This window comes from Streptomyces sp. NPDC028368 (genome assembly GCF_055565615.1).
Genome location: NZ_JBVHTY010000006.1, coordinates 287873 through 313810, shown reverse-complemented (window position 1 = coordinate 313810; position 25938 = coordinate 287873). Strand labels below are relative to the sequence as shown.

The window sequence follows — 25938 nt, the reverse complement described above, 5'->3', positions numbered from 1 at the left end:
CCTCGCACTCGCTCGGCGCGCACCTGTCCATGATGAGCTCGCTGAGCTCGCTCATGTCGCTCCCTCGATCGTGTTCGTGTCCGGCACGACCATCGTGCCGATTCCTTCGTCGGTGAAGATCTCCAGCAGGATCGCGTGCTGGACCCGCCCGTCGATGACCCTGGCGGTGTGCACGCCGTTGCGTACGGCGTGCAGACAGCCCTGCATCTTGGGAACCATGCCGCTGGCCAGGTCGGGCAGCAGCTTCTCCAGCTGGGTGGCGGTCAGGCGGGAGATCACCTCGTCGCTGTTCGGCCAGTCCTCGTAGAGGCCCTCGACGTCGGTGAGGACCATCAGCGTCTCGGCGTTCAGCGCGGCGGCCAGCGCGGCCGCGGCGGTGTCGGCGTTGACGTTGAAGACGCCCGAGGCCCCGGACGCGGCGTCCTCCGCGTCACTGCTGCGGGCGATGGAGGAGATGACCGGGATCCGGCCGTCGTCCAGCAGCGCCTGGACCGCGCCGGGGTCGATGGCGGTGATCTCGCCGACCCGGCCGATGTCCACCCGCTCGCCGTCGATGTCGGCGTAGTGCTTGGTCGCGGTCATGAGGTGGGCGTCCTCGCCGGTCATGCCGACGGCCAGCGGACCGTGCTCGTTGAGCAGTCCGACCAGCTCGCGCTGCACCTGGCCGGCCAGCACCATCCGTACGACGTTCATCGCCTCGGGCGTGGTGACCCGCAGACCGCCCTTGAACTCCGACTCCAGGCCGAGCAGGTCCAGCTGGGCGCTGATCTGCGGGCCGCCGCCGTGGACGACGATCGGGCGCAGGCCCGCGTGCCGCAGGAAGACCACGTCCTGGGCGAAGGCGCGCTTGAGCTCCTCGTCGATCATGGCGTTGCCGCCGAACTTGATGACGACGGTCTTGCCGTGGTGCCGGGTCAGCCAGGGCAGCGCCTCGATGAGGGTGCGGGCCTTGGGGAGCGCGGTGTGCTTACGGGTACTCATGCGCCAACCTCGCTTCGCGAGGCGGGCTGTGAGCACAGCACGCACCTCTCCATGATTTTCTCGCTTCGCTCGCTCATGACGAGTACGCGCTGTTCTCGTGGACGTAGTCGGCTGTGAGGTCGTTGGCCCAGATGACCGCGGACTCGCTGCCGGCTGAGAGGTCGGCGGTGATCCGTACCTCCCGGTAGCGCATGTCGACCAGGTCGCGGTCCTCGCCCACCGAGCCGTTCTTGCAGACCCAGACGTCGTTGATGGCGACGTTGAGCTGGTCGGGCTCGAAGGCGGCGGAGGTGGTGCCGATGGCGGAGAGCACCCGGCCCCAGTTGGGGTCCTCGCCGTGGATGGCGCACTTGAGGAGGTTGTTCCGGGCGATGGAGCGGCCCACCTCGACGGCGTCGTCCTCGCTCGCGGCGTTGATCACCTCGATGCGAATGTCCTTGCTGGCGCCCTCGGCGTCGCCGATGAGCTGGCGGGCGAGGTCGGCGCAGACCGTGCGGACCGCCTCGGCGAAGGCGTCCGTCTCCGGTACGACGCCGGACGCGCCGGAGGCCAGCAGCAGCACGGTGTCGTTGGTGGACATGCAGCCGTCGGAGTCGACCCGGTCGAAGGTGGTACGGGTGGCGGCGCGCAGCGCCGTGTCCAGCTCGGCGGCCGGCACGTCGGCGTCGGTGGTCAGCACGACGAGCATGGTGGCCAGGCCCGGGGCGAGCATGCCGGCGCCCTTGGCCATCCCGCCGACGGTCCAGCCACCGACGGTGACCTGAGAGGTCTTGTGCACGCTGTCGGTGGTCTTGATGGCGATGGCGGCCTTCTCACCGCCGTGCTCGGTCAGTTCGGCCGCCGCCCGCTCGACCCCGGGCAGCAGCTTGTCCATCGGGAGCCGCAGGCCGATCAGCCCGGTGGAGGCGACCGCCACCTCGCCGGCGTTGTGGCCCTCGAGGACCTCGGCGACCTTCTCGGCGGTGGCGTGGGTGTCCTGGAAGCCCAGCGGGCCCGTACAGGCGTTGGCGCCACCGGAGTTGAGGATGACGGCGGAGACCCGGCCGCCCTTGAGGACCTGCTCGGACCAGACCACCGGCGCGGCCTTGACGCGGTTGGAGGTGAAGACACCGGCGGCGGCCAGGCGCGGCCCGGTGTTCACCACGAGGGCGAGATCCGGGTTGCCGTTCTCCTTGATTCCGGCGGCGATGCCCGCCGCCGTGAATCCCTGTGCTGCCGTGATGCTCACGGTGCGACTCCGATCGTGGAAAGTCCCAGCTCCTCGGGCAGTCCGAGGGCGATGTTCATGCTCTGTACCGCGCCGCCCGCGGTCCCCTTGGTGAGGTTGTCGATGGCGCAGATCGCGATGATCCGGCCTGCCGCGGCATCCAGGGTCACCTGGAGGTGCGCGGCGTTGGAGCCGTAGACGGCGGCGGTCGACGGCCACTGGCCCTCGGGCAGCAGCCGGACGAACGGCTCGTCGGCGAGCGCCTTGTCGTACGCGGCCCGTACGGCGGCGGCGTCCACGCCCGGCTTGGCCTTGGCCGTGCAGGTGGCGAGGATGCCGCGGGGCATCGGCGCGAGGGTCGGGGTGAAGGAGACGCCGATGCGCTCGCCCGCCACCGCGCTCAGGTTCTGGATCATCTCGGGGGTGTGGCGGTGGCCGCCGCCGACGCCGTACGGGCTCATCGAGCCCATGACCTCGGAGCCCAGCAGATGCGGCTTGGGCGCCTTGCCCGCGCCGGAGGTGCCGGAGGCCGCGACGATGACGGCCTCGGGCTCGGCGACGCCGGCCTGGTAGGCCGGGAAGAGGGCTAGCGAGACGGCGGTGGGGTAGCAGCCCGGCACCGCGATGCGCTTGGACCCCTGCAGCGCGGCGCGGGCCCCGGGCAGCTCCGGGAGGCCGTACGGCCAGGTGCCCGCATGGGCCGAGCCGTAGAACGTCTCCCAGTCCGCGGCGTCCGTCAGCCGGAAGTCGGCGCCGCAGTCGACGATGAGCACGTCGGGCCCGAGCTGCTCGGCGACCGCCGCCGACTGGCCGTGCGGCAGCGCGAGAAAGACGACGTCGTGCCCGCTCAGCACCTCGGCGGAGGTGGCCTGGACCTCCCGGTCCGCCAGCGGGAGCAGATGCGGCTGCAGGGAACCCAGGCGCTGGCCCGCGTTGGAGTGCCCGGTCACCGCGCCGATCTCGACCTCGGGGTGCGCCAGAAGCAGGCGCAGCACTTCACCCCCCGCGTACCCGCTCGCTCCGGCCACTGCTGCTCGTACCGTCATGAACCCTCCTCCTTGGTGGCATGACTATACGGATGATGGCAGTTTTATGCAATGACTTGGGGTCGTGATGCCGAGGTTCGCGAGCCGAGGGGGCGCACAAGTGCGTCCGACAGGCGCATACTGGCGACAATGACAAAGTCAGCAGCCCCCAAACGCCATCTGCCGACCAGCCCCTTCAAGGCTCCGGTCGCGCCCCCTGCTAAGCAGTTCACGGTAGGAGGCCGGGTATCCCATGACGTGTACGGCCTCGGCCGGGTCACCGGCATCGAGGAAGGGGTCGCGGTGCTCGTCGACTTCGGGTCGGTGCAGCACCGGATCATGAGCCCGTACGGCAAACTGACCAGCCTCTGAGCCGTTCAGCCCGTCACGTTCACCCCGCCGCCCCGCCGCCCCGCCACTCCGCCATGGGCGATCTGCCTGCTCGCCCGCGGCTCAGGCGTGCTGCGGCACTTCGTCCTTGAGTGACGACCGGATCTGCTCCCGCAGCTCCGGGCTGTCCGTGTGACCGTGGACGGATACGGCGTGCTCGCCGGCGGCGCGGACCACTTCCTCCTCCTCGCCGGCGATGACGAGGGTGCAGTTCATCTCGCTGGGGTAATCCCGGCAGTCGACCATCTTCCGCATGACGCACCTCCTCCTCCCCTCCAGTGTCAGCCCGGGATATCGCGCATGTCAGCCCGGAGGTCCGCCCGCCTCATACGGGGAATCCCGTATGGCGCGGGGACCCGCGCCCCTGGTGGAGTAGGGGCGTATGAGGAGGTGAGGGCATGGCGACTTCCGCCGATGTCACCCCCGGTACCGTCATGGGCACGGACCGCGTGGACGAGGGCCACGGGGACGCGGACCGGGTGACGGAATTCCTGGAGCGGGTGATCACCGACGGCGGAGCCGCGATGGCCGGCCTGTGCACCTCCCTCGGCGACCGGCTCGGCCTGTACACGGCGATGGCCGGCGCCGGACCGCTCACCTCCACCCAGCTCGCCACCCGTACCGGGCTGGTCGAACGCTATGTGCGCGAATGGCTGGCCGCCCAGGTCGCCGGCGAGTACGTGACCCACTGGCCCGAGACCAACACCTACGAGCTGCCCGACGAGCACTCCGCCGTACTGGCGGACCCACAGTCGCCGCACTACGCAGCCGGCTTCTTCACCATGCTGCAGGCCCTCTACGCCACCGAGGACACCCTCATGGACGCCTTCCGCACCGGCAAGGGCGTGGGATGGGCGGAGCACGGACCGGCGCTGTTCGCGGGCACCGCGAAATTCTTCCGGCCCGGCTATACGGCCGCGCTGGTTCCCGAGTGGCTGGCCGCGCTGGACGGTGTGGTGGACAAGCTCGAGCGCGGCGCGCAGGTCGCGGACGTCGGGTGCGGCTACGGCTACTCGACGATGCTGATGGCCCAGGCCTTTCCCGCGTCCCGCTTTCACGGCTTCGACTTCCACCGCCCCTCCGTCCAGGCGGCCCGCGACATCGTGGCCGAGCGGGGGCTGGCGGACCGGGTGCGCTTCGACGTCGCGACCGCCCAGGACTTCCCGGGCAAGCATTTCGACCTGATCACGTTCTTCGACTGTCTGCACGACACCGGCGATCCGGGCGGCGCGCTCCGCCGCGCCGAACAGGCACTGGCCGACGACGGCGTCTGCATGATCGTGGAGCCGAACGGCTCGGCCGACCCCCAGGAGAACATCACCCCCGTCGGCCGGGCGCTGACCGCCGCTTCGGTCGCCGTATGCCTGCCGTCCGCGCTGGCCCAGCACGGTCCGCAGGCACTGGGAAACCACGCGGGAGAGGAGGCGATGCGGACCATCGCCGCCGATGCCGGGCTGCGCCACTGGAGACTCGCGGCGCAGAGTCCGGTCAACCGCGTCTATGCCGTCGGCCGCTAACAGCGGCCGACGCCCCCGGCCGGTCTTCCCCCGGCCGGCCGGGAGGCAATCCCCGCCGGGCCCCGTTGCGGAACCGGCCGGTATCTTGACGGACCTTGCCCCGCTGGTCACGCTGGACATATGACCCCGGCCGCGGAGGCCGGCCTGCGACGCATCTTCGCCGTCGTGGACCTCCTGATCGAAGCCGTCGACGAGGAAACCCTTGTTCCGGCTCTGCTTCCCCTGCTGCTCGGCGCGGTCCCCGGCGACAGCATCGTGTGGACCCCTCGCCCCGACCCGACGCACCGGCCGCTGACCCTGCCCGGGGACCTGATCTCCCCGGACGGGTGGGAGGCGTTCGCCCGCGACGCGCCGGCCGACCCGCTCGTCGCCCACACCACCTTCGGCACCGGCGCCCCCCTGCGCCGCTCGGACCTCCAGACCGACCGCGCCTACCACTCCCTGGCCGCCTACAGCGACCTCTACCGTTCCGTCGGCGCCGAGCGTCAGCTCGCCATGGCGTTCCCCGGCGGCCACGTCAACGGCGCACCCCGCAGCATCTGCCTGGCCGTCAACCGCAGCGGCAGCGACTTCACCGACAACGACGTGTCCGCCGCCGCCGTGCTGCGCACCCGCCTGGCCCACGTCCTGGGCCGCCTCGCCCCGCCGGCCCCCGCGCCCGCCCCCCTCGGCCAGGTCACCCAGCGCGAGGCCGCCGTCCTCGCCCTGCTCGCGCACGGCCTGACCAACCAGCAGATCGCCCGCCGGCTGGCGATCAGCCCCCGCACGGTCGACAAACACCTGGAGCACGCCTACGCCAAGCTCCGCGTCGGCGGCCGCGTGGCGGCGGCGAACGCATGGCTGGCCAGGGGGGATCCGGCACAGCTGGCGTCATAGCGGTGCCGGGCCGCCCGCGGCGGGCCGGCGCGACCGCGTGGGCACCCAGTAGCGAAGGAGCCCGTCCCGTTCGTCCTCCAGGGCGCCGCCGCAGGCCTCGATCACCTTGCGGGAGGCGACATTGACCGCGTCGCAGGTGACCAGCGCCGGGTCGACGCCGAGCCCGGCGGCGAGCGGGAGCGCGGCGCGCAGCATGGCCGTGGCATGGCCTTGCCGCCGGGCGCCGGGGCGGACGTCATAGCCGATGTGCCCGCCGTGTTCCCGCCAGGGCGGTGTGAGCCGGTGCCGGATGCCGAGGCGGCCGAGATAGTGGTCGCCGTCCACGTACCAGAGCGTGGTGCACTCCACGTCGTACTGCAGCAGACTCCGCGGGCCATGGGTCAGCCGCAGCCGCTCGACGTACTCCGCGAAGACCGCCGGGTCGTGCCAGGCCGCGCCGTACGCGCGCAGCGCCACCCCGGAGGTGGATTCGTCGTCCGGCCCGCCGCCCCCGGCAGCGCGGTGTTCCTCCATGGCGGCCAGGTAGGAGGCCTGCACACGGACGTCGGGGGCTATGAGCTGCGGCATGGGGGTCAGGATGCCGGACCGCCCGGGGCACGGGCACACGGTTTTCCGCATGGCACGCATGGCACGCATGGCACGCATCGCACGCGTCGCCCGCCCGCGCCGGGGCCCGGCTCCCGATGGGTCGGCGATGAGTTCGCGGCGCCGCAGGCGTCTACCCCTCGGACACCGATTCGGGGCGCGTGGGCGCCGGGCGACAGGAGGGTTTGCGATGACCAGCACCGACACCGGGCGGAAAGCGGACGAGGTACGGATCCGGGAGCTGCTCCAGGACCGCGCCGCGGCGACCCGGGAGCGCGACGCCCGGCGGTTCCTCGCCCACTGCGCGCCGGAGATCGTGGACTTCAGCCTCGCTCCCCCGCTCCAGTTCACCGGCCCGAAGGCGCTGGACCACCAGGCCGTCGAGGACTGGTATGCGACCTGGGACGGCCCCATCGAGGTGACGCCGACGCAGGTGGAGATCACGGTCGGCGACGACGTCGCCTTCGCCCACAGCATCAACCTGATGCAGGGGACGAAGACGGACGGCTACGAGGTGCGGCTGTGGAGCCGGGCGACCGTCGGGCTGCGCAGGATCGACGGTGTCTGGAAGATCACTCATACGCACAGCTCGGTGCCGTTCCTGATGGACGGGTCGGGGCTGGCGGCACTCGATCTGACGCCGTAGCGGCGCCGTCCGCGTCAGCCCCGGCTGCCCCGGGGGCGCCGGAGGCGGGCGACGACGCCCCAGCCGACCGCACCGGCCAGCAGGATGCCGCCGAGGACCGTGACGCCGGTGCCGACCCCTGAGCCGCCGCCGAGGCCGGTGCGCGCGCCGCCCTTGGGGACGGCCTGGCCGGGGCCGGCGTCAGCGGCGGTATCGCTGCCGGCGTCACTGCCGGCTCCGGCGGCGGCTCCGGCGGCGGCTCCGCCCTCGGCGGATACCGTCAGGGTTCCGGTGAAGGTGAAGCGGCCGCCGCCGTGCTCGCCGTCGCCCTGCGCCTCGTCTTCCGTCTCCCCCTGGGGCCTGAGCTCGCCGCCCTTGTCGCCGCCGCAGGTGAGGGTGACGGTGTACTCGCCCGGTTTGGTCGACTGCGGGACCGTGCCGGTGCCGCCGACCTGGTTGCGCAGCATCGACAGCTTCAGCCGGGGGATGTCCGTGCCCTCGAACGTGGCCTCGCCGGTGGCGCCGGTGCAGTTGCCGCCGTCGAAGACGGAGAATTCGCCGCCGGGCGCCACCGTGTCGGGCTGGATGACCACCGCGTGCGTATCGTCCGCGGCGGTGGCGGCGCCGGAGCCGCACAGCGCGAGCGACGCCGCCACGGCACCGGCCGCGCGGGCGTGACGGAGGAAGGGGCGGAGCGCGGGACGCGGGGCGGCGTGTGGGTACATAACCCGAGCGAAACGTCCCGCCTCGCCGCGCGCACGTCGGTGGCGTGTGCGAATGGGCTTTCCGGGTGGTCTTTTCGGAACGTACCGCCATCCGCCCCGGTCCGGCTCACGCCTCGAGCGCCAGGCTCCAGTTGCCGGCCCGCCCCGTCAGGGTGGTCACCGAGAGCGGCTGGACGTCGATACGCCAGTACGTGTGCGGGGGCGCCTGGAGCGCGTAGACCAGGGCGGCCCGGACGACCCCGGGCTCGGCGACCGCCACCAGTCCGGCGCCCTCCTCGACGGGCCGGGTGTCCAGCCAGGTGCCGATCCGGGTGATGAAGGCCAGCAGCGACTCCCCGCCGTGCGGCGCGGACCGCGGGTCGCCCAGCCAGGCGTCCACCGCCCGGGGCTCGGCCGCGGTCACCTCGCCCAGGGTGCGGCCGCGCCAGCGCCCCATGTCGCAGTCCCGCAGGGCCGGTTGGGCGAGCGGGGTGAGGCCCAGGACCTCCCCGGTCTCCCGGCAGCGCGCCGAGGGTGAGCAGTAGCGCAGCTCGGCGGCGGCGAGCCGGCACAGGACGGGGGCGGCGCGCTCGGCCTCGTGCCATCCGGCGGCGTCGAGCGGGCGGTCGTCGCCGAACCGGGTCTCCAGCAGCGCGGAGCTACGGGCGGCGGCGAGCAGCCTGAGGCGAACATTCATTCGCCGATGGTAAGAGCCCGCCGCCCCGAACGGCCGTGTTGCGCGGATCTCGCGCGGTCAGATGTCGAGGGGTCCTGGGTCCATCAGGCCCAGCGTCATCCACTGCTCCGGCGACACCAGGCTCCGGAAGCCGATCTTCTCGTAGACGCCGTGGGCGTCCTTGGTGGCGAGCGTGATCCGGGTCAGCCCGCAGGGCGCCAGATGGTCGGCGACGGCCTCGACGAGGGCGGTGCCCAGTCCCTTGCCGCGGGCGTCGCGGGCGACATAGACATCGCAGAGCCAGGCGAAGGTGGCGTGGTCGGTGACGACCCGGGCGTACGCCGCCTGGCGCCCCGAACCGGCTTCGTACAGGCCGAAGTTGAGCGACCCCGCGACGGCGCGGTCGTGCCGCTCGCGGGAGCGGCCGACGGCCCAGTAGGCGTCGGTGGACAGCCAGTGGTGGACCAGGTCCGCGTCCAGGCGCGCCGGGTCGGTGGAGAGCTCGTAGCCGTCGAGCGTGTGATCGTTCATGCCGGGAGGTTCGCAGAAGTACGGGGCGCCGTCGAACCCGTGGCCGAAAGAGGCTCCGGCCGCCCGCCTCAGCTCACCGCGATCTCCAGCTCGTCGCAGGCCGAGCGCAGCCTCCGCACCCCTTCCGTGAGTGCCTGCGTCCCGGACGCGGAGCCGAAGCTGAGCCGCAGATGCGGGGCGGGCGGCTCGGCGGCGAAGTAGGGGCGGCCGCCCGCTACCGCGACGCCCGCGCGCAGCGCCCCGCCGGTCAGCGCGGCCTCGTCCGTACCGTCCGGGAAGCGCAGCCAGAGGTGGTAGCCGCCGGACGGAACGGACAGGCCGCCGCCCGCGAGCGCGGGCAGATGCCGGTGCAGCGCGGTGAGCAGGGTGTCCCGGCGGACCGTCAACTCGCCGGCGATCAGCCGCAGATGGCGGGCCCAGGCGGGCGAGCCGACCAGTTCGAGGGCGGTCTCCTGGAGCGGTCCGGGGACGAAGAAGCTGTCGACGACCTGGATGGCGCGCAGCCGGTCCAGGACCGGGCCGCGGGCCGCCAGGGCGCCCACCCTCAGGCTGGGCGAGGTGGCCTTGGTCAGGGAGCAGACATGGACGACGGTGCCGTCCCGGTCATCCGCCATCAGGGTCGGCGGGAGGGCGGGGGCGCCGTCGTGGACCAGCCGCCGGGCGAAGTCGTCCTCCACCACGAACGCCCCGGCCGCGCGGGCCACCCGGAGCACCTCGCGCCGCCGCTCGGCCGCGAGCACCGCGCCCGTCGGGTTCTGGAACAGCGGCTGGCAGACGAACAGCCGCGCGCCGCTGGCCCGGAACGCGTCCGCCAGCAGGTCGACGCGGACGCCGTCCGCGTCCATCGGTACGGGCACCGGCCGCAGGCCGGAGGCGCGGGCGGCGGCCAGCATGCCCGGGTAGGTCGGGGATTCGACGAGGACCGGGGCGCCGGGCGCGGCGACCGCGCGCAAGGCGGTGGTCAGCGCGCTCTGGCCGCCGGCGGTGACCACCACATCGCTCGCGGCGAGCGCCCCGCCGGGACCGCCGATCTCCCGCGCGAACCAGGCCCGTAGCTCCTTGACGCCTTCGACCGGCGGCCGCTCCCAGGCACCCGGCCGCCGCCCGGCCCGCGCCAGCGCCCCGGCGAGGGCGCGTACGGGCTGCAGATCGGGGTGCAGATAGCCGCTGTGGAGTTCGATGACGCCGGAGGCCGGGGCGGCGAGGGTGGCCAGCACGCCCGAGGCGTCGACGCTGCGCGGCACCTGGTCGCCGGCCGATTCGGCGCTCAGCGCGATCTCCTGCCAGGAGGTGTCGGCGGGGCGCGGCGCCTCGGCCGGCGGTACGGCCCGGAAGGCCCCGGCGCCGGGCCGGGTGACGACCAGGCCCTCCGCGACCAGTTCGGCGAGCGCCCGGGAGACGGTCACCGGGCTCACCCGGTGCCGCTCGACCAGGACGCGACTCGAGGGCAGCTTCTCTCCGGGAGAGTAGCGGTTCAGGCCGTTACGGAGGATCGCGGCCAGTTCGGCAACACTGCTACGCTCTTGCATGAGAGACAACGATAGCGCTATTGCCTCGGGCGGGATAGCGGTCACCACCCCGGAGCGCCCCGCCGAGGCCACCGAGGCCCCCGGCGTTCCCCCGCACGGCACGAGCGCACGCCCCGGCGCACTGCTCGCCGCGCTGGGCGTCGCCGCCTTCTCCCTCACGTTCCCCGGCACGGCCTGGGCCCTGGAGGGCATGGGCCCGTGGACGGTGGTGATGCTGCGCAGCGTGCTGGCGACCGCGCTCGCCGGCGGCTGTCTGCTCGCCCTGCGCATCCGCATCCCCGAGCGGCGCCACTGGGCCGGGATCGCGGTCGTGGCGGGCGGCGTCGTCCTCGGCTTCCCGCTGCTGACCACCCTCGCGCTGCAGACCTCCACCACCTCGCACGCGGCCGTCGTGGTCGGCCTGCTGCCGCTGACCACCGCCGCCTTCTCGGCCGTGCGCACCGGAGCCCGGCCCTCGCGCACCTTCTGGACCGCCTCGCTAGCCGGCGCCGCCGTCGTCATCGGCTTCGCCGTGCAGCAGAGCGGCGGGGCGCTCAGCTCCGGCGATCTGTTCCTGTTCGCGGCGCTGCTGGTGTGCGCGGCCGGATACACCGAGGGCGGCCGGCTGGCCCGCCATCTGCCGGGCTGGCAGGTGATCGGCTGGGCGCTGGTGCTGGCCCTGCCCCTGACGGCCGCGGGCGCGGTGGTCGCGCTGTCCACCGAGCCCCTGCACATGACGGCGCACGCGGTCTGCGGGCTGCTGTGGCTGGCGTTCGGCTCACAGTTCCTCGGGATGGTCGTCTGGTACCGCGGCATGGCCGCCATCGGCGTCTCCAAGGCGAGCCAGATACAGCTCGCCCAGCCGCTGCTGACCCTGGTGTGGTCCGTACTGCTGCTCGGCGAGCACCTGCCGCCGGCCGCTCCCCTCGCGGCGGTCGCGGTCCTGGTGTGCATCGCGGTCACCCAGCGGACCCGCGACTGACGCACCGCAGCCGCCCGCCGCTGCCGGGTGCGAGGTCCCCTTCCGGACGTAAACTTGCCGCGATGGCATAACCGCCGTCCGGGCCAACCAGCCCGTCAACAGGTAGATCGTTGGCCGTTCAACCGCCCGGCCGCAGCCCGCTGTCGCCGTCCCGGTCGCACGGCCGCCCGAAGCGGGAGGACCCTGATGCACGCAAACACGGGCGACCGGCTGCTGGTGCACGGCAGAACCGTCGGGCACGAGGACCACGTCGTCGAAATCATCGAGGTGCTGGGGACGAACGGCGATCCGCCCTACCGCGTCCGCGCGGACGACGGGCACGAGGCCATCGTGTCACCCGGCCCGGACTGCGTGGTCCAGCACGGCAAGTCCACCGACATCACCGGCCGCTAGGGCCTGTCGTCACACTCCCGTCGTTCGCCCGGAGAGCTCTGGGACAGCGGCCGGCAGAGGGGGACCGTGAAGACCGTGACCACTACGGCCGCGCCGCGCCGCCGTAGTGGTCACGGACGACCCGGGCCAGCGCACCGGCCCGGTCCCTGACCACATCCCTCGCCGAGAAGTACACATGGCCGCCAATCTGCGGGTAGGTGCGGGCGAGGGTGAGATGGCGGGAGAGTTCGGCGGGGTCCTCCCAGGAGGTGCCCTGGGCCGGATCGCCCGCCCGGTACAGCGCCTCGCCGATATAGAGGTCCACGCCGGTGCCGGAGACGGTGCCGGCCCACCACGGCAGCAGCTTCGCGTAGTCGGCGGCGGGGAAGCCGATCTGCCAGTACACCTGCGGCACGAGGTAATCGATCCAGCCCTCGCGCACCCAGCGGCGCGTATCGGCGTAGAGCTCGTCGTAGGTCTGCGCTCCCCGCGTGTCGGATCCCGCCGGGTCGGTCCCGCGGTTACGCCAGATGGCTGACGGGCTGACCCCGAACCGCACCCGCCGCCCGGCCCGCAGCCCCGTAGCGGCGACCTTCTCCTTCATTTCCCGCACCAGGCGGTTGACGTTGTCCCGCCGCCAGTCGGCGCGCGACGCGAAGTCCGCGCCGTGCTGCTCGTACGCGGCGTCGTCGTCGAAGGTCTGCCCCGCCACCGGGTACGGATAGAAATAGTCGTCGAAGTGCACTCCGTCGACGGGATAGCGGTGCACCGCATCGAGCATCGCGTCCTGCACGAAGCCGCGGACCTCGGGGAGCCCCGGGTTGTAGTAGAGCTTGCCGCCGTACGGGATCACCCACTCCGGGTGCCGGCGCGCGGGATGGCCGGGCGTCAGCCGGTCGGGGTCGGTGTGGTTGGCGATCCGGTACGGGTTGAACCAGGCGTGCAGCTCGAGATTGCGCCGGTGCGCCTCGGCGACGGCGAAGCCGAGCGGGTCCCAGCCCGGGTCCTTGCCCTGCCGGCCGGTCAGATACTGCGTCCAGGGCTCGTACGGGGAGGGCCACAGGGCGTCGGCGGTGGGCCGGGCCTGGAAGAACACCGTGTTCAGGCGGCGTTCGACGGCCGCGTCGAAGAGGGCCAGCAGCTGGCGCTGTTGCTCGGCGGGTGTCAGTCCTGGCTTGGTGGGCCAGTCCAGGTTGGCGACGGTGGCCAGCCACATGCCCCGCATACCGCCCTGCCGCGCGCCGCGCGCCGCACCCGCCACCCCCTCTCCGAGCAGCGACGACGCCACTCCCAGTGCACCTACCGCAAATCCCCGCCGTGTGATCCGTCTCATGAAAAGCCCCTGGGTTGTCCTATTTGTCCCGTCCTGAGGGCTCAGGATGCCCGCCCCGGCGCCCGTAGCACAGCACCCCGCGGAGTAACGTCGGGGCGAGGCGGGCGTCGGACCCTTACGGCGTACCGCCGGTCCTGAAGAACAGCGAAAGGCACGAGGTGACGGACTCATTCGCCGACATTGCACGCGTCGGAGTGGTCGGCTGCGGCCAGATGGGCGCAGGCATCGCCGAGGTGTGCGCCCGCGCCGGGCTGGACGTCATGGTCGCCGAGACCACCGGCGAAGCCCTGGAACTGGGCCGCACCCGCTTGACCAACTCGCTCGGCAAGGCCGCCGAACGCGGCAAGATCACCACCGCGGAACGCGATGCGACGCTCGGCCGGCTGAATTTCACCACCGACCTCGGGGAGTTCGCCGACCGTGACCTCGTCATCGAGGCCGTGGTGGAGAACGAGCAGGTCAAGACCGAAATCTTCCAGGTCCTGGACCAGGTGATCACCCGCCCGGACGCGATCCTTGCGTCCAACACCTCCTCCATCCCCCTGGTGAAGCTGGCGGTCGCCACCTCCCGCCCGGACCAGGTCATCGGCATCCACTTCTTCAACCCGGCCCCGGTGCAGAAGCTGGTGGAGCTGATCCCCGCCCTCACCACCGGCGAGGAGACCATCAAGCGCGCCGAGGCCCTCGTCCAGGACGTCCTGGGCAAGCGCGCCATCCGCGCCCAGGACCGCTCGGGCTTCGTCGTCAACGCGCTGCTCATCCCGTATCTGCTCTCCGCGATCCGGATGTTCGAGTCGGGCATCGCCAGCCGCGAGGACATCGACAACGGCATGGAGCTGGGCTGCGCCCACCCGATGGGCCCGCTCCGGCTGTCCGACCTGATCGGCCTGGACACCGTGGCCTCGGTCGCCGAGTCGATGTACCACGAGTACAAGGAACCGCTGTACGCCGCTCCCCCGCTGCTCGCGCGGATGGTGGACGCGGGACGGCTGGGCCGTAAGTCCGGGTCGGGGTTCTACTCGTACTGAGCCGGGACGACGACGCGGGGGCCGTCCGCCGGCTTCGGCCCCCGTGGCTCATCGGTCAACTCCCCTGCGGGCGGCGGGAGAGCCCGATGTCATCGAGGCCGACCGCGCGGTGCGGCCGTCCGCCGAGGCTCTCGCAGATCGGATCGGCCCGTCCCCCAGCGGCCCGGCGGCTCCGGGCCTCGTCGACTTCACCACTGCGCGGGATCAGCGGAGTGAACCGCCCTGCACACGGGGCGTGAAGGGGGCGGGAGCCGGGGCCGGCGCGGTAGCGGGCTTGCGGGCGGGGACCCCCGGCCGGTCGTGACACAGCATCAGCAGCGCCACGTCGTCGGTCAGCCGGCCGCCACAGTGCCGCACCAGCGCCTCCCGTACCTCCTCGACCACCCCGGACGGCGAACGGCCGGCCGTCTGCACGGCGCTGCGCAGCTCCCGCGCCAGCGGAAAGAACTCCCCCGCGGCGTCCCGCGTATCGGTCGCGCCGTCGGTGTACAGAAACAGCCCCTCGCCGGGTCCCAGCCGCCCGCAGCGGACCGCGGGCAGCTCGTCTGGCAGCGGGAAGAGCCCCAGCGGCGGCATCGGTTCCGTGACCGCGGCCGGAGCGACCGCCTCGGCCGCCGCCCCTCCGCCGGTGCGGTACGGCCAGGGGTGCCCGCAGTTCAGCGCCGTCACCGAACCGTCCTGGGCGACCTCCAACAGCAGCAGCGTCACGAACTCCTCCGCGACCGGCCCCGCCGGCTGCTCCCGATGTGCCCGGTCCCGCAGATGCCGCTGGTGCGCACGCTCCAACCGGCGCAGCACACCGCCCAGTTCGGGCTCGTCGTGCACCACCTCGCGAAAGCTGCCGAGCATCGCCGCGACGGTGCCGATGGCCTCCAGGCCGTGCCCGCGGACATCACCGATCACCGCCCGTACGCCGTGCCGGGTCCCCACGACCTCGTACAGATCCCCGCCGACCACGGCTCCCTCGCTCGCGGAGAGATGATCGACGGCCGGCACCACCGCATCGATACGGGGCGGGAGCGGCCGCAGCAGCACCCGCTGCGCGGCGGTGGCGACCTCCCGGCTGCGTGCCAGCTCCCGCAGCAGCCGTCGCCGGCGGCCGGCCGTCAGATAGCTGGCGCAGATCACCGCGAGGATCGCCCCGCAGGTCGTCGCCCGGGTGCCGAGCCCGGCCGCGGGCTCCACCGCGCCGAACGGGGCGAGTGCCAGCAGCGCACAGAGCCCGCCGAGCAGCACACACTGCCGGCGGCCCGTCCCGGCGCAGGCGATGGCGGGCGCGGCGGCGAGAAGCTGCAGCAGCTGGCCGCTGGTCGGCCGGCACAGCTCCCAGACCACCACGCCGAGCACCCACAGACCGGGCAGCACCAGGAGAAAGACCCGTCGGGCACGCGCCGCACCCAGGTGTGCGCCGCCTCTCGCCCAGGCCCGGATCATGCCGATGGCCCCCCTAGCTCGACCGCCACGATTCTTGCGACGTCGGGTGCCCGTACGGTGACGATGCGTGCCAACTCACCCGATCGGGTGATGACGCAGGGAGGCGGGAACGGCCCGAGGACCGTGCGGCAACCGCACGGCCCTCGGATCTCACGGCATCACCGCTAGCCGCGCAGTACCGCCCCCGTGCGCTCCATCGCCGCCGCGACCGCCGCGTCGCGGGCCGCCGAGGCCTCCTCGGCGGTCAACGTGCGGTCCTCGGCGCGGAAGCGCAGCGCGTAGGCGAGGGACTTCTTGCCCGCGCCGAGCTGCTCGCCGGTGAAGACGTCGAACAGCCGCAGCGACTCGAGGAGTTCGCCGGCGCCGTCGCGCAGCGCGGACTCGACGTCCGCCGCCGGGACGGTGTGGTCGACGATGAGCGCCACGTCCTGGGTCGCGACCGGGAACGCCGAGATCTTCGGGGCGCGCCGCGGTCCGGCGGCGGCCCGTTCGATGCGGTCCAGATCGATCTCCATCGCGCAGGTGCGCTCCGGCAGGGCCATGGCCTTGATGACCCGCGGGTGCAGCTCACCGGCGTTGCCGACGAGGACCTCCTCGCCGTCGACGAGGGCGAGCAGCGCCGCGCAGCGGCCCGGGTGGAACGGGGCGTGCTGGTCCTGACGGACGATCAGCTCGACACCGGCCTCCCGTGCGACCGTACGGCCCGCCTCGATGGCGTCCGCCCAGACCGCGGGGCGTCCCTCGCCCCACCAGCCGGCCTGCTCACGGCCCCCGGCCAGCACCACGGCCGCGCGCCGCGGCTGCTGCGGGAGGGAGGCGTCCAGCGCGGTGATGTCGTCATCGCTCGGCCGGCGGTCGACGACCAGCCGGCTGGCCGGCTTCTCGTCGCCGGTCGCCCGGAAGACCGGACCGGTCTCGAAGAGCGCCAGATCGTGCGTGCCGCGGCCGTAGTTGCGGCGCAGCGCGCCCAGCAGCCCCGGGATCAGCGTCGTACGGAGGTCGGGCTCCTCGTCGGAGAGCGGGTTGACGAGGGTGACCGCCGCGCGGCGCGGGTCGTCCGGCTCGATGCCGAGCTGGTCGAGGACGTGCGAGCCGGTGAAGGGGTAGTTCAGCGCCTCGACATAGCCCGCGCCGGCCAGCACGCGGCCGACCCTGCGGTGCAGGCGCTGACGCTCGGTCAGCCCGCGGCCGGCCGGCGGCTTCGGGAGGGTGGAGGGCAGATTCTCGTAGCCCTCCAGCCGGATGACCTCTTCGGCCAGGTCGTTGGGGTCGCTGAGGTCCGGCCGCCACGACGGGACGGTCACGACCAGCTCGTCCTGGCCGTAGACATCGCAGCCGACCTGCTGGAGGCGGCGGACGACGGTCTCCCGGCCGTAGCTGACGCCGGCGACCTTGTCCGGGTGGTCGGCGGGGATGGTGATCGTGCGCGGCCCGCGGGGCGAGACGATCTCGGTGACGCCTTCCCCGGCGGTACCGCCGCCGAGCAGCACCAGCAGGTCGACGGTCCGCTGCGCCGCGGCGGACGCGGCTTCCGGGTCGACGCCGCGCTCGAAGCGCTTGGCCGCCTCGGAGGACAGCTTGTGCCGGCGGGCGGTGCGGGCGATGGTGATCGCGTCGAAGTGCGCGGCCTCGATCACGATGTCGGTGGTGCCGCGCAGCTCACCGGTGTCGGGGTCGGCCACCGCGCCCGCGATCTCGGTGTTGGCGCCGCCCATGACACCGGCCAGGCCGATCGGGCCGCGGTTGTCGGTGATGACCAGGTCCTCGGCGTCCAGCACCCGCTTGGTGCCGTCCAGGGTGGTCAGCTGCTCGCCGGGGGTGGCGCGGCGGACGCCGATCGGACCGTCCACGCCGGCGCGGTCGTAGGCGTGCAGCGGCTGACCGAGCTCCAGCATCACGTAGTTGGTGATGTCGACGGGCAGCGAGATCGGGCGCATCCCGGCCTTCTGCAGACGGCGCTGCAGCCAGATCGGGGAGCGTGCCTCGGGCTCCAGACCGGAGACCGTACGCGCGGTGAAGCGGTCGCAGCCCATCGGTTCGGAGACCTTGACCGGGTAGCCGGAGCCGTTCGGCGGCGGCACGTCCAGCAGTGCCGGGTCGCGCAGCGGCAGGCCGTAGGCGGTGGCGGCCTCGCGGGCGACGCCGCGCATCGACAGGCAGTAGCCGCGGTCGGGCGTGACGGCGATGTCCAGCACCTCGTCGACGAGCTCGAGCAGCTCGATGGCGTCGGTGCCCACCTCGTACTCGGGCGGCAGCACGATGATGCCGTGCGTGCCGTCGTCGCCCATGCCCAGCTCGTCGCCGGAGCAGATCATGCCGTGCGACGTGCGGCCGTAGGTCTTGCGCGCGGCGATCTTGAAGTCGCCGGGCAGCACGGCGCCGGGGAGGACGACGACGACCTTGTCGCCGACGGCGAAGTTCCGCGCGCCGCAGACGATTTCCTGGGGCTCGCCGGTGCCGTTGGCCTGGCCGACGTCCACCGTGCAGAAGCGGATCGGCTTCTTGAAGCCCTCCAGCTCCTCGATGGTCAGCACCTGGCCGACGACCAGCGGGCCCTTGAGGCCCTCGCCGAGCCGCTCGACGGTCTCGACCTCGAGGCCGACGGCAATGAGCTTGGCCTGTACGTCACGGCCGGTCTCCGTCGCCGGCAGGTCGACGTACTCCCGCAGCCAAGAAAGCGGGACCCGCATCAGATCTCCATCCCGAACGGCCGGGTGAACCGGACGTCGCCTTCGAACATGTCACGCATGTCTTCCACGTTGTGCCGGAACATCAGCATCCGGTCGATGCCGAACCCGAAAGCGAAACCGCTGTACTTCTCGGGGTCGACGCCACAGGCGATGAGCACCTTGGGGTTGACCATTCCGCAGCCGCCCAGCTCGATCCAGCCCTCGCTGGAGCAGGTGCGGCAGGGCTGGTCGGGGTTGCCCACGGACTCGCCACGGCAGACGTAGCAGACCATGTCCATCTCGGCGGACGGCTCGGTGAACGGGAAGTAGTTCGGCCGCAGCCGGGTCTTCATGTCCGGCCCGAACAGCGCCTGGACCATGTGGTCGAGGGTGCCCTTGAGGTCGGCCATGGTCAGGCCCTCGTCGACGGCGAGCAGCTCGATCTGGTGGAAGACCGGGGAGTGCGTGGCGTCCAGCTCATCGGTGCGGTAGACCCGCCCCGGGCAGACGACATAGACCGGCGGCTCGCGGTCGACCAGCGTACGGGCCTGTACCGGCGAGGTGTGCGTCCGCAGCACGACGCCGCTCTCCTCGCCCTGGGTGCCGTTGCCCTGGACGAAGAAGGTGTCCTGCATCTGGCGCGCCGGGTGGTCCGGCAGGAAGTTCAGGGCGTCGAAGTTGAACCACTCCGCCTCGACCTCGGGGCCCTCGGCGACCTCGTAGCCCATCGCGACGAAGACGTCCGCGACCCGCTCCATGAAGGTGGTCAGCGGGTGCCGGGCGCCGGCGGGGATGCGGTCGTAGGGCAGCGTGACATCCACCGCCTCCTCGACCAGCACGCGCGCGTCGCGCTCCGCCTCCAGCTCCTCCTGGCGGGCCTTGAGCGCTTGGTTGACGCGGCCGCGGGCCTGGCCGACGCGCTTGCCCGCGTCCGCCTTGGCGTGCGGGGGCAGCGCGCCGATCTCGCGGTTGGCGAGGGCGAGCGGCGAGCGGTCACCGGCGTGCGCGACCTTCACCTCGCGCAGCTCCTCCAGATCGGCCGCGGCGGCGATGGCGGCCAGCGCCTCGTCCAGCCGTGCGGCGATCTCTTCCGGTTTCAGGGCTTCGACCTCGACAGGGTCGTACGACTTATTGGGTGCGGACATCTCTTCCCGTGCTTCCGGTGGACTGGCTTGGCTTGGCTCGCGTCGCCTCGGCTCGCCCGCGATGCTGGTGCGCCAAAGGTGCCAAAGGTCAAGTCTAAGGGGGACGGCCGACGCGGCAGGTCCGAGCCCCTCGGGGGCGCCCGCCGCTGTTTCTCTCTCAGGCCATGAAGGCCGGAGCCGCGACGGGCAGGCTAAATCGGAATTCCGCGCCACCGGCCGGCGCCCGGCCGACCGTGATCGTCCCACCGTGCGCCTCGACGATGCCCTTGACGATGTAGAGGCCCAGGCCCGTGCCGCCGCGCTTGCTGCCCCGCCAGAAGCGGGTGAAGACGCGGCTCATCGACTCCTCGGGGATGCCGGGGCCTTCGTCGCTCACGGTGACCGTCGTCCCCTCTGGTGTCGTCGCGTCCGCACTGGTCATGTCCGTTGCCGGACCGACCTCAATGGTGACCGTTCCCTCGCCGTGGCGCACCGCATTTTCCAGGAGGTTACCCAGCACCTGGTCGACTTTGTCCGGGTCCGCCCACAGATCGGGCAGCGGCTGAAGCATCCGGATCAGGAAGCGGTCGGGGCTCTGGCCCGCGGTCGTCTGTGCCTGGACATGCCGGCGGACCGCGGCGATCATGTCAACCCGCTGCCGGCGCACCTCGAGGCGGCCCGAATCGATCCGGGAGATGTCCAGCAGCTCGGCGATCAGGCGGGTGACGCGGTTGGCGTCGGCGTCCACCGTCTCCAGCATCAGCCGCTTCTGGTCGTCGGTGAAGCGTTCCCACTTCTGGAGGAGCGTAGCGGTGAAGCCCTTGACGGAGGTCAGCGGCGAGCGCAGTTCATGGGCGACGGTGGCGATCAGCTCGGCATGGCTGAGCTCCGTACGGCGCCGGGCCTCGGTGCCGCGCAGCGCGATCACCAGCCGCTGTACGGGACCGGTCGGCCGGCTGCGCACATAGCGCGCGGAGACCAGCACCTCGCGGCCGCCCAGCAGCAGATTGCGCTCGGGCTGGCCGCGGCGGATGGTGAGCCCGCGGTAGGGGTCGGTCAGCTGCCACCAGGGGCGGCCCTCGATGTCCTGCAGCGGCAGGGCGTGTTCCAGGGGGCGGCCGAGGGCGTCGCCGGGGGCGATGGCGGTGATCCTGGCGGCCGCGGCGTTGAAAGTGACCACCTGGCCGTTCTCGTCGGCGACCACCAGGCCGTCGGGCAGATCGTCGGGATCGAGCCCCAGGTCCTCGGCGGCCGTTCGCTCGGCCGACGGCCCGCGCACGGGCCCGTCGGACGGTCCGCTGTCAGCAGTGACTGTGATGCCGGAAGTCCTCACACTCATCCCCGTTACCCCCTTCCGGGCCCCCGAGCACGCCACACTACTAGCTCGGGTCGCATGTGCCAGGGAGATCCGGAGGACGCCCCTCAGGCGGGTGAAACGGAGCGGCATCCTCCGGCGGTGCGCTGGGCGCGGGCGGAGGCATAGAGGCAGACCGCGGCGGCCGTGGCGAGGTTGAGGCTCTCGGCCTTGCCGTGGATCGGGACCCGTACGACGGCGTCCGCCAGTGCCCGGGTCTCCTCCGGCAGCCCCCACGCCTCGTTGCCGAAGACCCAGGCGGTGGGGCCGCCCATGGCACCGGCGTCCAGCTCCGCGTCCAGGTCCCGGTCGCCCGCGCCGTCGGCGGCGAGGATCCGTACGCCGGCGCCCTGGAGTCCGCCGACCACCCGCTCGACGGGCACGCCGACCGCGACCGGCAGATGGAAGAGCGAACCGACCGACGCCCGTACGGACTTGGGGTTGTAGAGGTCCACCGAGGCGTCCGTCAGCACGACGGCGTCCGCGCCCGCGGCGTCCGCGCAGCGCAGGACCGTACCGGCGTTGCCGGGGTCGCGGACGTTGGCGAGCACCGCGATCAGCTGCGGGCGGGCGGCGAGGATGTCCTCGAACGGCGAGTCCAGGAACCGGCAGACGCCGAGCAGGCCCTGCGGGGTGACGGTCTGGGAGATGTCGGCGACGGTCCTGTCGTCGGCGAAGTGGACCCGCACCCCGGCCGCGTGGGCCGCCTCGACGATCTCGGCGTGCCGCTCGGCGGCCTCGACGGTGGCGAACAGCTCGATGAGCGTGGGCTCACCGTCCGCGCGATGCGCGATGGCCTCCCGTACGGCCTGCGGGCCCTCGGCGATGAACCGGCGCTCCTTGCCGCGGAAGGCACGGCGGGCCAGCCGCCGGGCGGCGGAGACGCGCGGGGAACGCGGGGAGATCAGCTCGGGGGTGCCCATGGGCGGCGGCTCGCTTCTTTCGTTCGGTGCGTGGGGCCCCGGGCCGTGCCGGCCGGGTCCGGAAATGCGGCGGACCCGCAGGCCGGGGCCTGCGGGTCCGCGTCACAACGTCGTCACAACGCCATCAGGCTGAGGTTCAGGCAGCCTTCGGGGCGTTGACGTCGCTCGGAAGCGCCTTCTGGGCAACCTCGACGAGCGCGGCGAACGCGTTGGCGTCCGTCACCGCGAGGTCGGCCAGGATCTTGCGGTCCACCTCGACGTTGGCGGCCTTCAGACCCTGGATGAAGCGGTTGTACGTCATGCCGTTGGCGCGGGCAGCGGCGTTGATGCGCTGGATCCACAGCTGACGGAAGTCGCCCTTGCGCTTCTTGCGGTCGTTGTAGTTGTAGACGAACGAGTGGGTGACCTGCTCCTTCGCCTTGCGGTAGAGGCGGGAGCGCTGGCCACGGTAACCGCTGGCCTGCTCCAGGATCGCCCGGCGCTTCTTGTGGGCGTTGACTGCCCGCTTGACGCGTGCCACTTGTTAACTCCTTGTAGCGGGGCCGCGGTTGTCGTCACGCGGCCCGGTTTCGATTGGGTCCCGGTCCTGGTCCAGCGCCCCAGCCGTCGGCGGGGCGCCCGGACTCACTTGCCGAGAAGCTTCTTGATCTTCGCGGCGTCGCCCGGGGCCATCTCGGCGTTGCCGGTGAGGCGACGCGTCACGCGGGACGACTTGTGCTCGAGCAGGTGGCGCTTGCCGGCGCGCTCACGCAGCACCTTGCCGGAGCCGGTGATCTTGAAGCGCTTGCTGGCACCGCTGTGCGTCTTGTTCTTCGGCATGCGCCGTTCTCTCCTCGTCAGTGGCGCTCCCGCAGGCACGGACCGGCAAGCGGGAGCGTCAGATGTATCGGTTGGTCCGGGGCGAGGTGCCCCGGACGGATCCGGGGCTCACGCCTCGGGGATCACGCCTGGGCGTGCTCCTCGGTGGGCTCCTCGGCGGGCTCCTCCACGGACTGGTCCGCGGGAACTCCGCCCTGGCGCTCCGCCTTGCGGGCGGCCTGCGCCTCACGGGCCTCGGCCATCGCCTCGGTCTTCTTCTTGTGCGGACCGAGAACCATGATCATGTTTCGGCCGTCCTGCTTCGGATTCGACTCGATGAAGCCGAGGTCCTCCACGTCGGACGCGAGCCGCTGCAGCAGCCGGAAGCCCAGCTCGGGGCGGGACTGCTCGCGACCACGGAACATGATCGTGATCTTGACCTTGTCACCCTGCTTGAGGAACCGGACGACGTGACCCTTCTTGGTGTCATAGTCGTGCGGGTCGATCTTCGGCCGGAGCTTCATCTCCTTGATGACCGTGTGCGCCTGGTTCTTGCGCGCCTCACGGGCCTTCATGGCCGACTCGTACTTGAACTTTCCGTAGTCCATGAGCTTGCAGACCGGCGGACGTGCCGTCGCGGCCACCTCGACCAGGTCGAGGTCGTACTCCTGCGCAAGCTCCAGGGCCTTGGCAAGCGGCACAATGCCGACCTGCTCGCCACTGGGACCGACGAGTCGCACCTCGGGGACACGAATCCGGTCGTTGATGCGGGGCTCGGCGCTGATGGATCCTCCTCGGTAGCACCACGCGACGGCCTGGCGGACTGCCGCGTAACGTCTGTTTCGGTGTGACCAACCGCGCCGGTACATGAAAAACGCCCCGGACGGGACACAGGCGGGGCTCCGGAAACTGGCTCAGGAGCACCGCCGCGAAATCTCCGCGGGGCGCAGCCGGACCGTTGACCCGCCAACCCTGAGGTCGGTGCGGGTGGGAGATCGGAGCCTCCACTTGTGGGCCGGTCACATGCGTGTCCGGCCGGTCTTCACACCAGAATACACGAGTCAAGGGGCAGTACCCACTCCTGTGCCGGGACCGGCCCGCCCCGCGCACGCGCGGACACTCCCGGCCGCGGGGCCCGGCGGCACGGGCCATAGTCTGGAGGAGATCCCTTCAGCAGGAAGTGAAACCCCAGGACATGAGTGACCAGACCCCGCAGCAGCCGGAGCAGCAGTCCGGCGCGGCGAACGCAGCCGAGCCGTCGAACCCCGGCTTCGAGGACATGACCCGTGACATCGCGGAGGTGCCGGCGGTCGAGGTGATCACGACGGTCGCGGTGCATCTGATGAGCTCGGCGGCGGTCAACCTCGGGCTCGCCGAGGACGGCGAGGCGCACAAGGACCTGGACGAGGCGCGCAAGCTCATCCAGGCGCTGGCGGGGCTGGTCACGGCCAGCGCCACCGAGATCGGCTCGTACCACGCGGCGCCGCTGCGGGACGGGCTGAAGTCGCTGCAGCTGGCCTTCCGCGAGGCCTCCGTCGTCCCGGACGAGCCCGGCCAGGGCCCAGGCGAGAAGTTCACCGGCCCGGTCTACGGCTAGGGCCGGCAGCGTCCGCGCAGTCGACGGGCCCCGGCCGCCACGGCCGGGGCCCGTCGACTGCGCGGGGGCGTCTTCAACGGTGTCCGCGGGCAAGCGGTGTCCGCGGGCGGTCAGACCCGCTCGCCGGGCTTGGGCTCGCCGGGCGCCGCCTCGTCCGCGACGATCAGCGGCTCGTGCGGCGGGTGGGTGATCTGGTGCACCACGGCGGCCAGCGCGCCGCCGATCAGCGGGGCGATGATGAACAGCCACAGCTGGGTGATGGCGGCGCCGCCCGCGAACAGCGCCGGGCCGATGCTCCGCGCGGGGTTGACGGAGGTGCCGTCCAGGGGGATGCCGATCAGGTGGACGGTGGCCAGTGCCAGGCCGATCGCCAGACCTCCGAAGCCGACCACGGCCACCTTGTGCGTGACGCCGAGCACGACGAAGACGAACAGGAAGGTCATCACGATCTCGGCGACGAAAGCGCCGCCCAGGTTGAGGTGCACCGCCGAGCGGTCGCCCCAGCCGTTCGTGCCGAACGCGTCGTGCGTCTTGAGACCCGGTACCTGCTTGGCGACCAGGAAGAGCAGGGCGGCGCCGACGATGCCGCCGAGCACCTGGGCGATCCAGTACTCGATCGCCGTACGGACGGTGATACGGCGGGCCAGCATCATGCCGAGCGTCACGGCGGGGTTGATGTGGCAGCCCGAGATCGGGCCCAGCGCGTAGGCCAGTGCCAGCATGGTGAAACCGAAGGCCAGCGCGATGCCGAAGGTGCCGATGTATTCGCCCGCCAGCACCGCTGAGCCGACGGCGAAGAACACCAGGAGCAGCGTGCCGAGGAATTCGGATACGACTGTGCGGGTCTCCGTGGTCTCCATGAGCTCTCCTCGCGTGATCTTGAGCTCATCCCATAGTGAGCCCGAGGAGACGAACGCGCCCGTTGGCGAGGAGGTCAGCGGCGGAAGAGGGCTTCCTTTGCCCGCTCGGTCCCCGGCGGCAGAAGCGCCAGGTCAAGGCCCTTGACCAGACGGCCGCGAAGCACCTCGTCGGTGGCCAGCGCCCGCGCCAGGCGCTGGGCGACCTCGGCGGTGGGCGCATCCGGGGCGAGGCCGAGGGCGAGGGTCGCGTCGGTCTCGTCGGAGGGTGCGAGATGGGCCACGAGGACGGCCGGCTCGGCGGCCAGCAGGGCACGCAGCGCGTCGGTGACGGCCGGGTCGGCCAGTGGGTCGGCGGTCCGCCGGCCCTCCGCGAGGGCGCGCAGGGCGGCGCCGGTGAGCTGGTAGGTGACCGGTCCGGCGAGGTCGATGACGAGGGTGTCGGCGTTCTCGTGGGAGGCGGCGAGCAGGGCCTGACGCATCGGTACCGCCACGGGGCGGGCGTCCGGGCGCCAGCGCTGGAGGGTCTCCGTGGACGTGAAGGCGGGGAGCGCGCGGCGGCCGTCGGGGGCCTGGAGGGTGGGGACGGCCATATCGCTGCTCTTCTCGCGCCGGAGGCCGTCGGGTCCGGTCTCAACCTCGCCCAGGACGGCCACCACCGGTACGAGCACGCGTGCGCTCGCCAGGGCCGAGAGCAGCGCGGGCTCCGTGGTGCGGTCCCGGTCGTACGCCGCCAGCGCCGCGGCGAGGGTGGGGTCGGCCGAGCCGTCGTCGTCTGCGAAGCCGGGGTCCGGGATGTTCTTTTGCACGTCGCGAGCCTATCGGGGTGGGTTTTCCCCACG

Annotated in this window: 28 protein-coding genes; 8 read left to right on the top strand and 20 right to left on the bottom strand. The window is 72.2% G+C overall.

Annotated features, from left to right (window positions below; translation table 11 throughout):
- Positions 1 to 51: 51 nt before the first annotated feature.
- The 3 genes from argB to argC form a co-directional block, all read right to left on the bottom strand.
- Positions 52 to 981 carry an acetylglutamate kinase gene (gene argB, locus ACZ4S3_RS16635; RefSeq protein WP_467933634.1) on the bottom strand — a complete coding sequence of 310 codons (930 nt, stop codon included), beginning with the start codon at positions 979 to 981 and terminating at the stop codon, positions 52 to 54.
- Between the two features lie 73 nt (positions 982 to 1054).
- On the bottom strand, positions 1055 to 2209 hold the full coding sequence (gene argJ / locus ACZ4S3_RS16630; RefSeq protein ID WP_467933630.1) for a bifunctional glutamate N-acetyltransferase/amino-acid acetyltransferase ArgJ: 1155 nt from the start codon (positions 2207 to 2209) through the stop codon (positions 1055 to 1057).
- Positions 2206 to 3234 carry an N-acetyl-gamma-glutamyl-phosphate reductase gene (argC, locus tag ACZ4S3_RS16625; RefSeq protein WP_467933626.1) on the bottom strand — a complete coding sequence of 343 codons (1029 nt, stop codon included), beginning with the start codon at positions 3232 to 3234 and terminating at the stop codon, positions 2206 to 2208. The genes argJ and argC overlap by 4 nt, the downstream gene beginning before the upstream one ends.
- A gap of 129 nt (positions 3235 to 3363) precedes the next feature.
- Here argC and ACZ4S3_RS16620 point away from each other — a divergent pair, with 129 nt between their 5' ends.
- Complete coding sequence (locus ACZ4S3_RS16620) at positions 3364 to 3585, top strand: hypothetical protein (RefSeq protein WP_467933622.1); 222 nt, start codon at positions 3364 to 3366, stop codon at positions 3583 to 3585.
- Positions 3586 to 3666: 81 nt separating this feature from the next.
- Here the strand turns inward: ACZ4S3_RS16620 and ACZ4S3_RS16615 are convergent, their stop codons facing one another.
- The gene (locus tag ACZ4S3_RS16615; protein WP_467933618.1) at positions 3667 to 3858 is read right to left on the bottom strand and encodes a DUF1059 domain-containing protein; all 192 of its coding nucleotides are present in this window, start codon (positions 3856 to 3858) and stop codon (positions 3667 to 3669) included.
- 143 nt (positions 3859 to 4001) lie between these two features.
- Between ACZ4S3_RS16615 and ACZ4S3_RS16610 the strand changes: the two genes are divergently transcribed.
- Positions 4002 to 5120 carry a class I SAM-dependent methyltransferase gene (locus ACZ4S3_RS16610; protein ID WP_467933614.1) on the top strand — a complete coding sequence of 373 codons (1119 nt, stop codon included), beginning with the start codon at positions 4002 to 4004 and terminating at the stop codon, positions 5118 to 5120.
- Between the two features lie 120 nt (positions 5121 to 5240).
- Positions 5241 to 5996 (top strand): helix-turn-helix transcriptional regulator, encoded by a 756-nt coding sequence (locus ACZ4S3_RS16605; protein ID WP_467933610.1) that lies wholly within the window; start codon positions 5241 to 5243, stop codon positions 5994 to 5996.
- Here ACZ4S3_RS16605 and ACZ4S3_RS16600 read toward each other — a convergent pair.
- The gene (locus ACZ4S3_RS16600) at positions 5991 to 6563 is read right to left on the bottom strand and encodes a GNAT family N-acetyltransferase (RefSeq protein ID WP_467933605.1); all 573 of its coding nucleotides are present in this window, start codon (positions 6561 to 6563) and stop codon (positions 5991 to 5993) included. The two genes, ACZ4S3_RS16605 and ACZ4S3_RS16600, sit on opposite strands and share 6 nt — an antisense overlap.
- 208 nt (positions 6564 to 6771) lie before the next feature.
- On the opposite strand from ACZ4S3_RS16600, the gene ACZ4S3_RS16595 reads away from it, so the two are divergent.
- Entirely contained in the window at positions 6772 to 7227 is a 456-nt protein-coding gene (locus ACZ4S3_RS16595; RefSeq protein WP_467933602.1) for a YybH family protein, read from the top strand.
- A 14-nt stretch (positions 7228 to 7241) separates the two neighbouring features.
- On the opposite strand, the gene ACZ4S3_RS16590 is transcribed toward ACZ4S3_RS16595, so the two are convergent.
- The 4 genes from ACZ4S3_RS16590 to ACZ4S3_RS16575 all read right to left on the bottom strand — a co-directional run bounded on the left by ACZ4S3_RS16590 (position 7242) and on the right by ACZ4S3_RS16575 (position 10646).
- The gene (locus tag ACZ4S3_RS16590; protein WP_467933597.1) at positions 7242 to 7931 is read right to left on the bottom strand and encodes a hypothetical protein; all 690 of its coding nucleotides are present in this window, start codon (positions 7929 to 7931) and stop codon (positions 7242 to 7244) included.
- 106 nt (positions 7932 to 8037) lie between these two features.
- Positions 8038 to 8607, bottom strand: coding sequence for a histidine phosphatase family protein (locus ACZ4S3_RS16585; RefSeq protein WP_467933593.1), 570 nt, complete (start codon positions 8605 to 8607; stop codon positions 8038 to 8040).
- A gap of 57 nt (positions 8608 to 8664) precedes the next feature.
- Positions 8665 to 9117 (bottom strand): GNAT family N-acetyltransferase, encoded by a 453-nt coding sequence (locus ACZ4S3_RS16580; RefSeq protein ID WP_467933589.1) that lies wholly within the window; start codon positions 9115 to 9117, stop codon positions 8665 to 8667.
- Between the two features lie 68 nt (positions 9118 to 9185).
- Positions 9186 to 10646 (bottom strand): aminotransferase-like domain-containing protein, encoded by a 1461-nt coding sequence (locus ACZ4S3_RS16575; RefSeq protein WP_467933586.1) that lies wholly within the window; start codon positions 10644 to 10646, stop codon positions 9186 to 9188.
- On the opposite strand from ACZ4S3_RS16575, the gene ACZ4S3_RS16570 reads away from it, so the two are divergent.
- Both ACZ4S3_RS16570 and ACZ4S3_RS16565 read left to right on the top strand, forming a co-directional pair.
- Positions 10645 to 11607, top strand: coding sequence for a DMT family transporter (locus ACZ4S3_RS16570; RefSeq protein WP_467933582.1), 963 nt, complete (start codon positions 10645 to 10647; stop codon positions 11605 to 11607). The genes ACZ4S3_RS16575 and ACZ4S3_RS16570 overlap by 2 nt on opposite strands.
- 186 nt (positions 11608 to 11793) lie before the next feature.
- Entirely contained in the window at positions 11794 to 12000 is a 207-nt protein-coding gene (locus ACZ4S3_RS16565) for a DUF1918 domain-containing protein (protein WP_467933578.1), read from the top strand.
- A gap of 82 nt (positions 12001 to 12082) precedes the next feature.
- Here ACZ4S3_RS16565 and ACZ4S3_RS16560 read toward each other — a convergent pair whose 3' ends face one another.
- A complete protein-coding gene (locus ACZ4S3_RS16560; protein WP_467933574.1) occupies positions 12083 to 13312 on the bottom strand; it encodes a glycoside hydrolase family 10-like protein in 1230 nt (409 codons plus the stop codon).
- A gap of 158 nt (positions 13313 to 13470) precedes the next feature.
- Here ACZ4S3_RS16560 and ACZ4S3_RS16555 point away from each other — a divergent pair, with 158 nt between their 5' ends.
- Positions 13471 to 14340, top strand: a complete 870-nt coding sequence (locus ACZ4S3_RS16555; RefSeq protein ID WP_467933570.1) for a 3-hydroxybutyryl-CoA dehydrogenase — start codon at positions 13471 to 13473, stop codon at positions 14338 to 14340.
- A 204-nt stretch (positions 14341 to 14544) separates the two neighbouring features.
- Here the strand turns inward: ACZ4S3_RS16555 and ACZ4S3_RS16550 are convergent, their stop codons facing one another.
- From ACZ4S3_RS16550 to infC, 8 genes are all read right to left on the bottom strand, one after another.
- On the bottom strand, positions 14545 to 15774 hold the full coding sequence (locus ACZ4S3_RS16550; protein ID WP_467933566.1) for a PP2C family protein-serine/threonine phosphatase: 1230 nt from the start codon (positions 15772 to 15774) through the stop codon (positions 14545 to 14547).
- 164 nt (positions 15775 to 15938) lie between these two features.
- Complete coding sequence (gene pheT / locus ACZ4S3_RS16545) at positions 15939 to 18464, bottom strand: phenylalanine--tRNA ligase subunit beta (RefSeq protein ID WP_467933561.1); 2526 nt, start codon at positions 18462 to 18464, stop codon at positions 15939 to 15941.
- Positions 18464 to 19588, bottom strand: a complete 1125-nt coding sequence (gene pheS / locus ACZ4S3_RS16540; RefSeq protein ID WP_467933558.1) for a phenylalanine--tRNA ligase subunit alpha — start codon at positions 19586 to 19588, stop codon at positions 18464 to 18466. Before pheS ends, pheT begins: the two co-directional genes overlap by 1 nt.
- A gap of 157 nt (positions 19589 to 19745) precedes the next feature.
- Positions 19746 to 20906: a sensor histidine kinase gene (locus ACZ4S3_RS16535; protein ID WP_467933555.1), complete on the bottom strand. Its 1161-nt coding sequence runs from the start codon at positions 20904 to 20906 to the stop codon at positions 19746 to 19748.
- An 83-nt stretch (positions 20907 to 20989) separates the two neighbouring features.
- Complete coding sequence (locus ACZ4S3_RS16530) at positions 20990 to 21844, bottom strand: TrmH family RNA methyltransferase (RefSeq protein ID WP_467933550.1); 855 nt, start codon at positions 21842 to 21844, stop codon at positions 20990 to 20992.
- A 136-nt stretch (positions 21845 to 21980) separates the two neighbouring features.
- Positions 21981 to 22364 carry a 50S ribosomal protein L20 gene (rplT, locus tag ACZ4S3_RS16525; protein ID WP_393541208.1) on the bottom strand — a complete coding sequence of 128 codons (384 nt, stop codon included), beginning with the start codon at positions 22362 to 22364 and terminating at the stop codon, positions 21981 to 21983.
- 104 nt (positions 22365 to 22468) lie between these two features.
- Positions 22469 to 22663, bottom strand: a complete 195-nt coding sequence (gene rpmI, locus ACZ4S3_RS16520) for a 50S ribosomal protein L35 (protein WP_006607578.1) — start codon at positions 22661 to 22663, stop codon at positions 22469 to 22471.
- 122 nt (positions 22664 to 22785) lie between these two features.
- A complete protein-coding gene (gene infC, locus ACZ4S3_RS16515; protein WP_128510005.1) occupies positions 22786 to 23511 on the bottom strand; it encodes a translation initiation factor IF-3 in 726 nt (241 codons plus the stop codon).
- A 326-nt stretch (positions 23512 to 23837) separates the two neighbouring features.
- Here infC and ACZ4S3_RS16510 point away from each other — a divergent pair, with 326 nt between their 5' ends.
- On the top strand, positions 23838 to 24239 hold the full coding sequence (locus ACZ4S3_RS16510) for a DUF1844 domain-containing protein (RefSeq protein ID WP_467933542.1): 402 nt from the start codon (positions 23838 to 23840) through the stop codon (positions 24237 to 24239).
- Positions 24240 to 24349: 110 nt separating this feature from the next.
- Here the strand turns inward: ACZ4S3_RS16510 and ACZ4S3_RS16505 are convergent, their stop codons facing one another.
- Both ACZ4S3_RS16505 and ACZ4S3_RS16500 read right to left on the bottom strand, forming a co-directional pair.
- A complete protein-coding gene (locus tag ACZ4S3_RS16505) occupies positions 24350 to 25099 on the bottom strand; it encodes an MIP family channel protein (protein WP_467933538.1) in 750 nt (249 codons plus the stop codon).
- A 74-nt stretch (positions 25100 to 25173) separates the two neighbouring features.
- Complete coding sequence (locus ACZ4S3_RS16500; protein ID WP_467933534.1) at positions 25174 to 25905, bottom strand: SseB family protein; 732 nt, start codon at positions 25903 to 25905, stop codon at positions 25174 to 25176.
- Positions 25906 to 25938 lie beyond the last annotated feature (33 nt).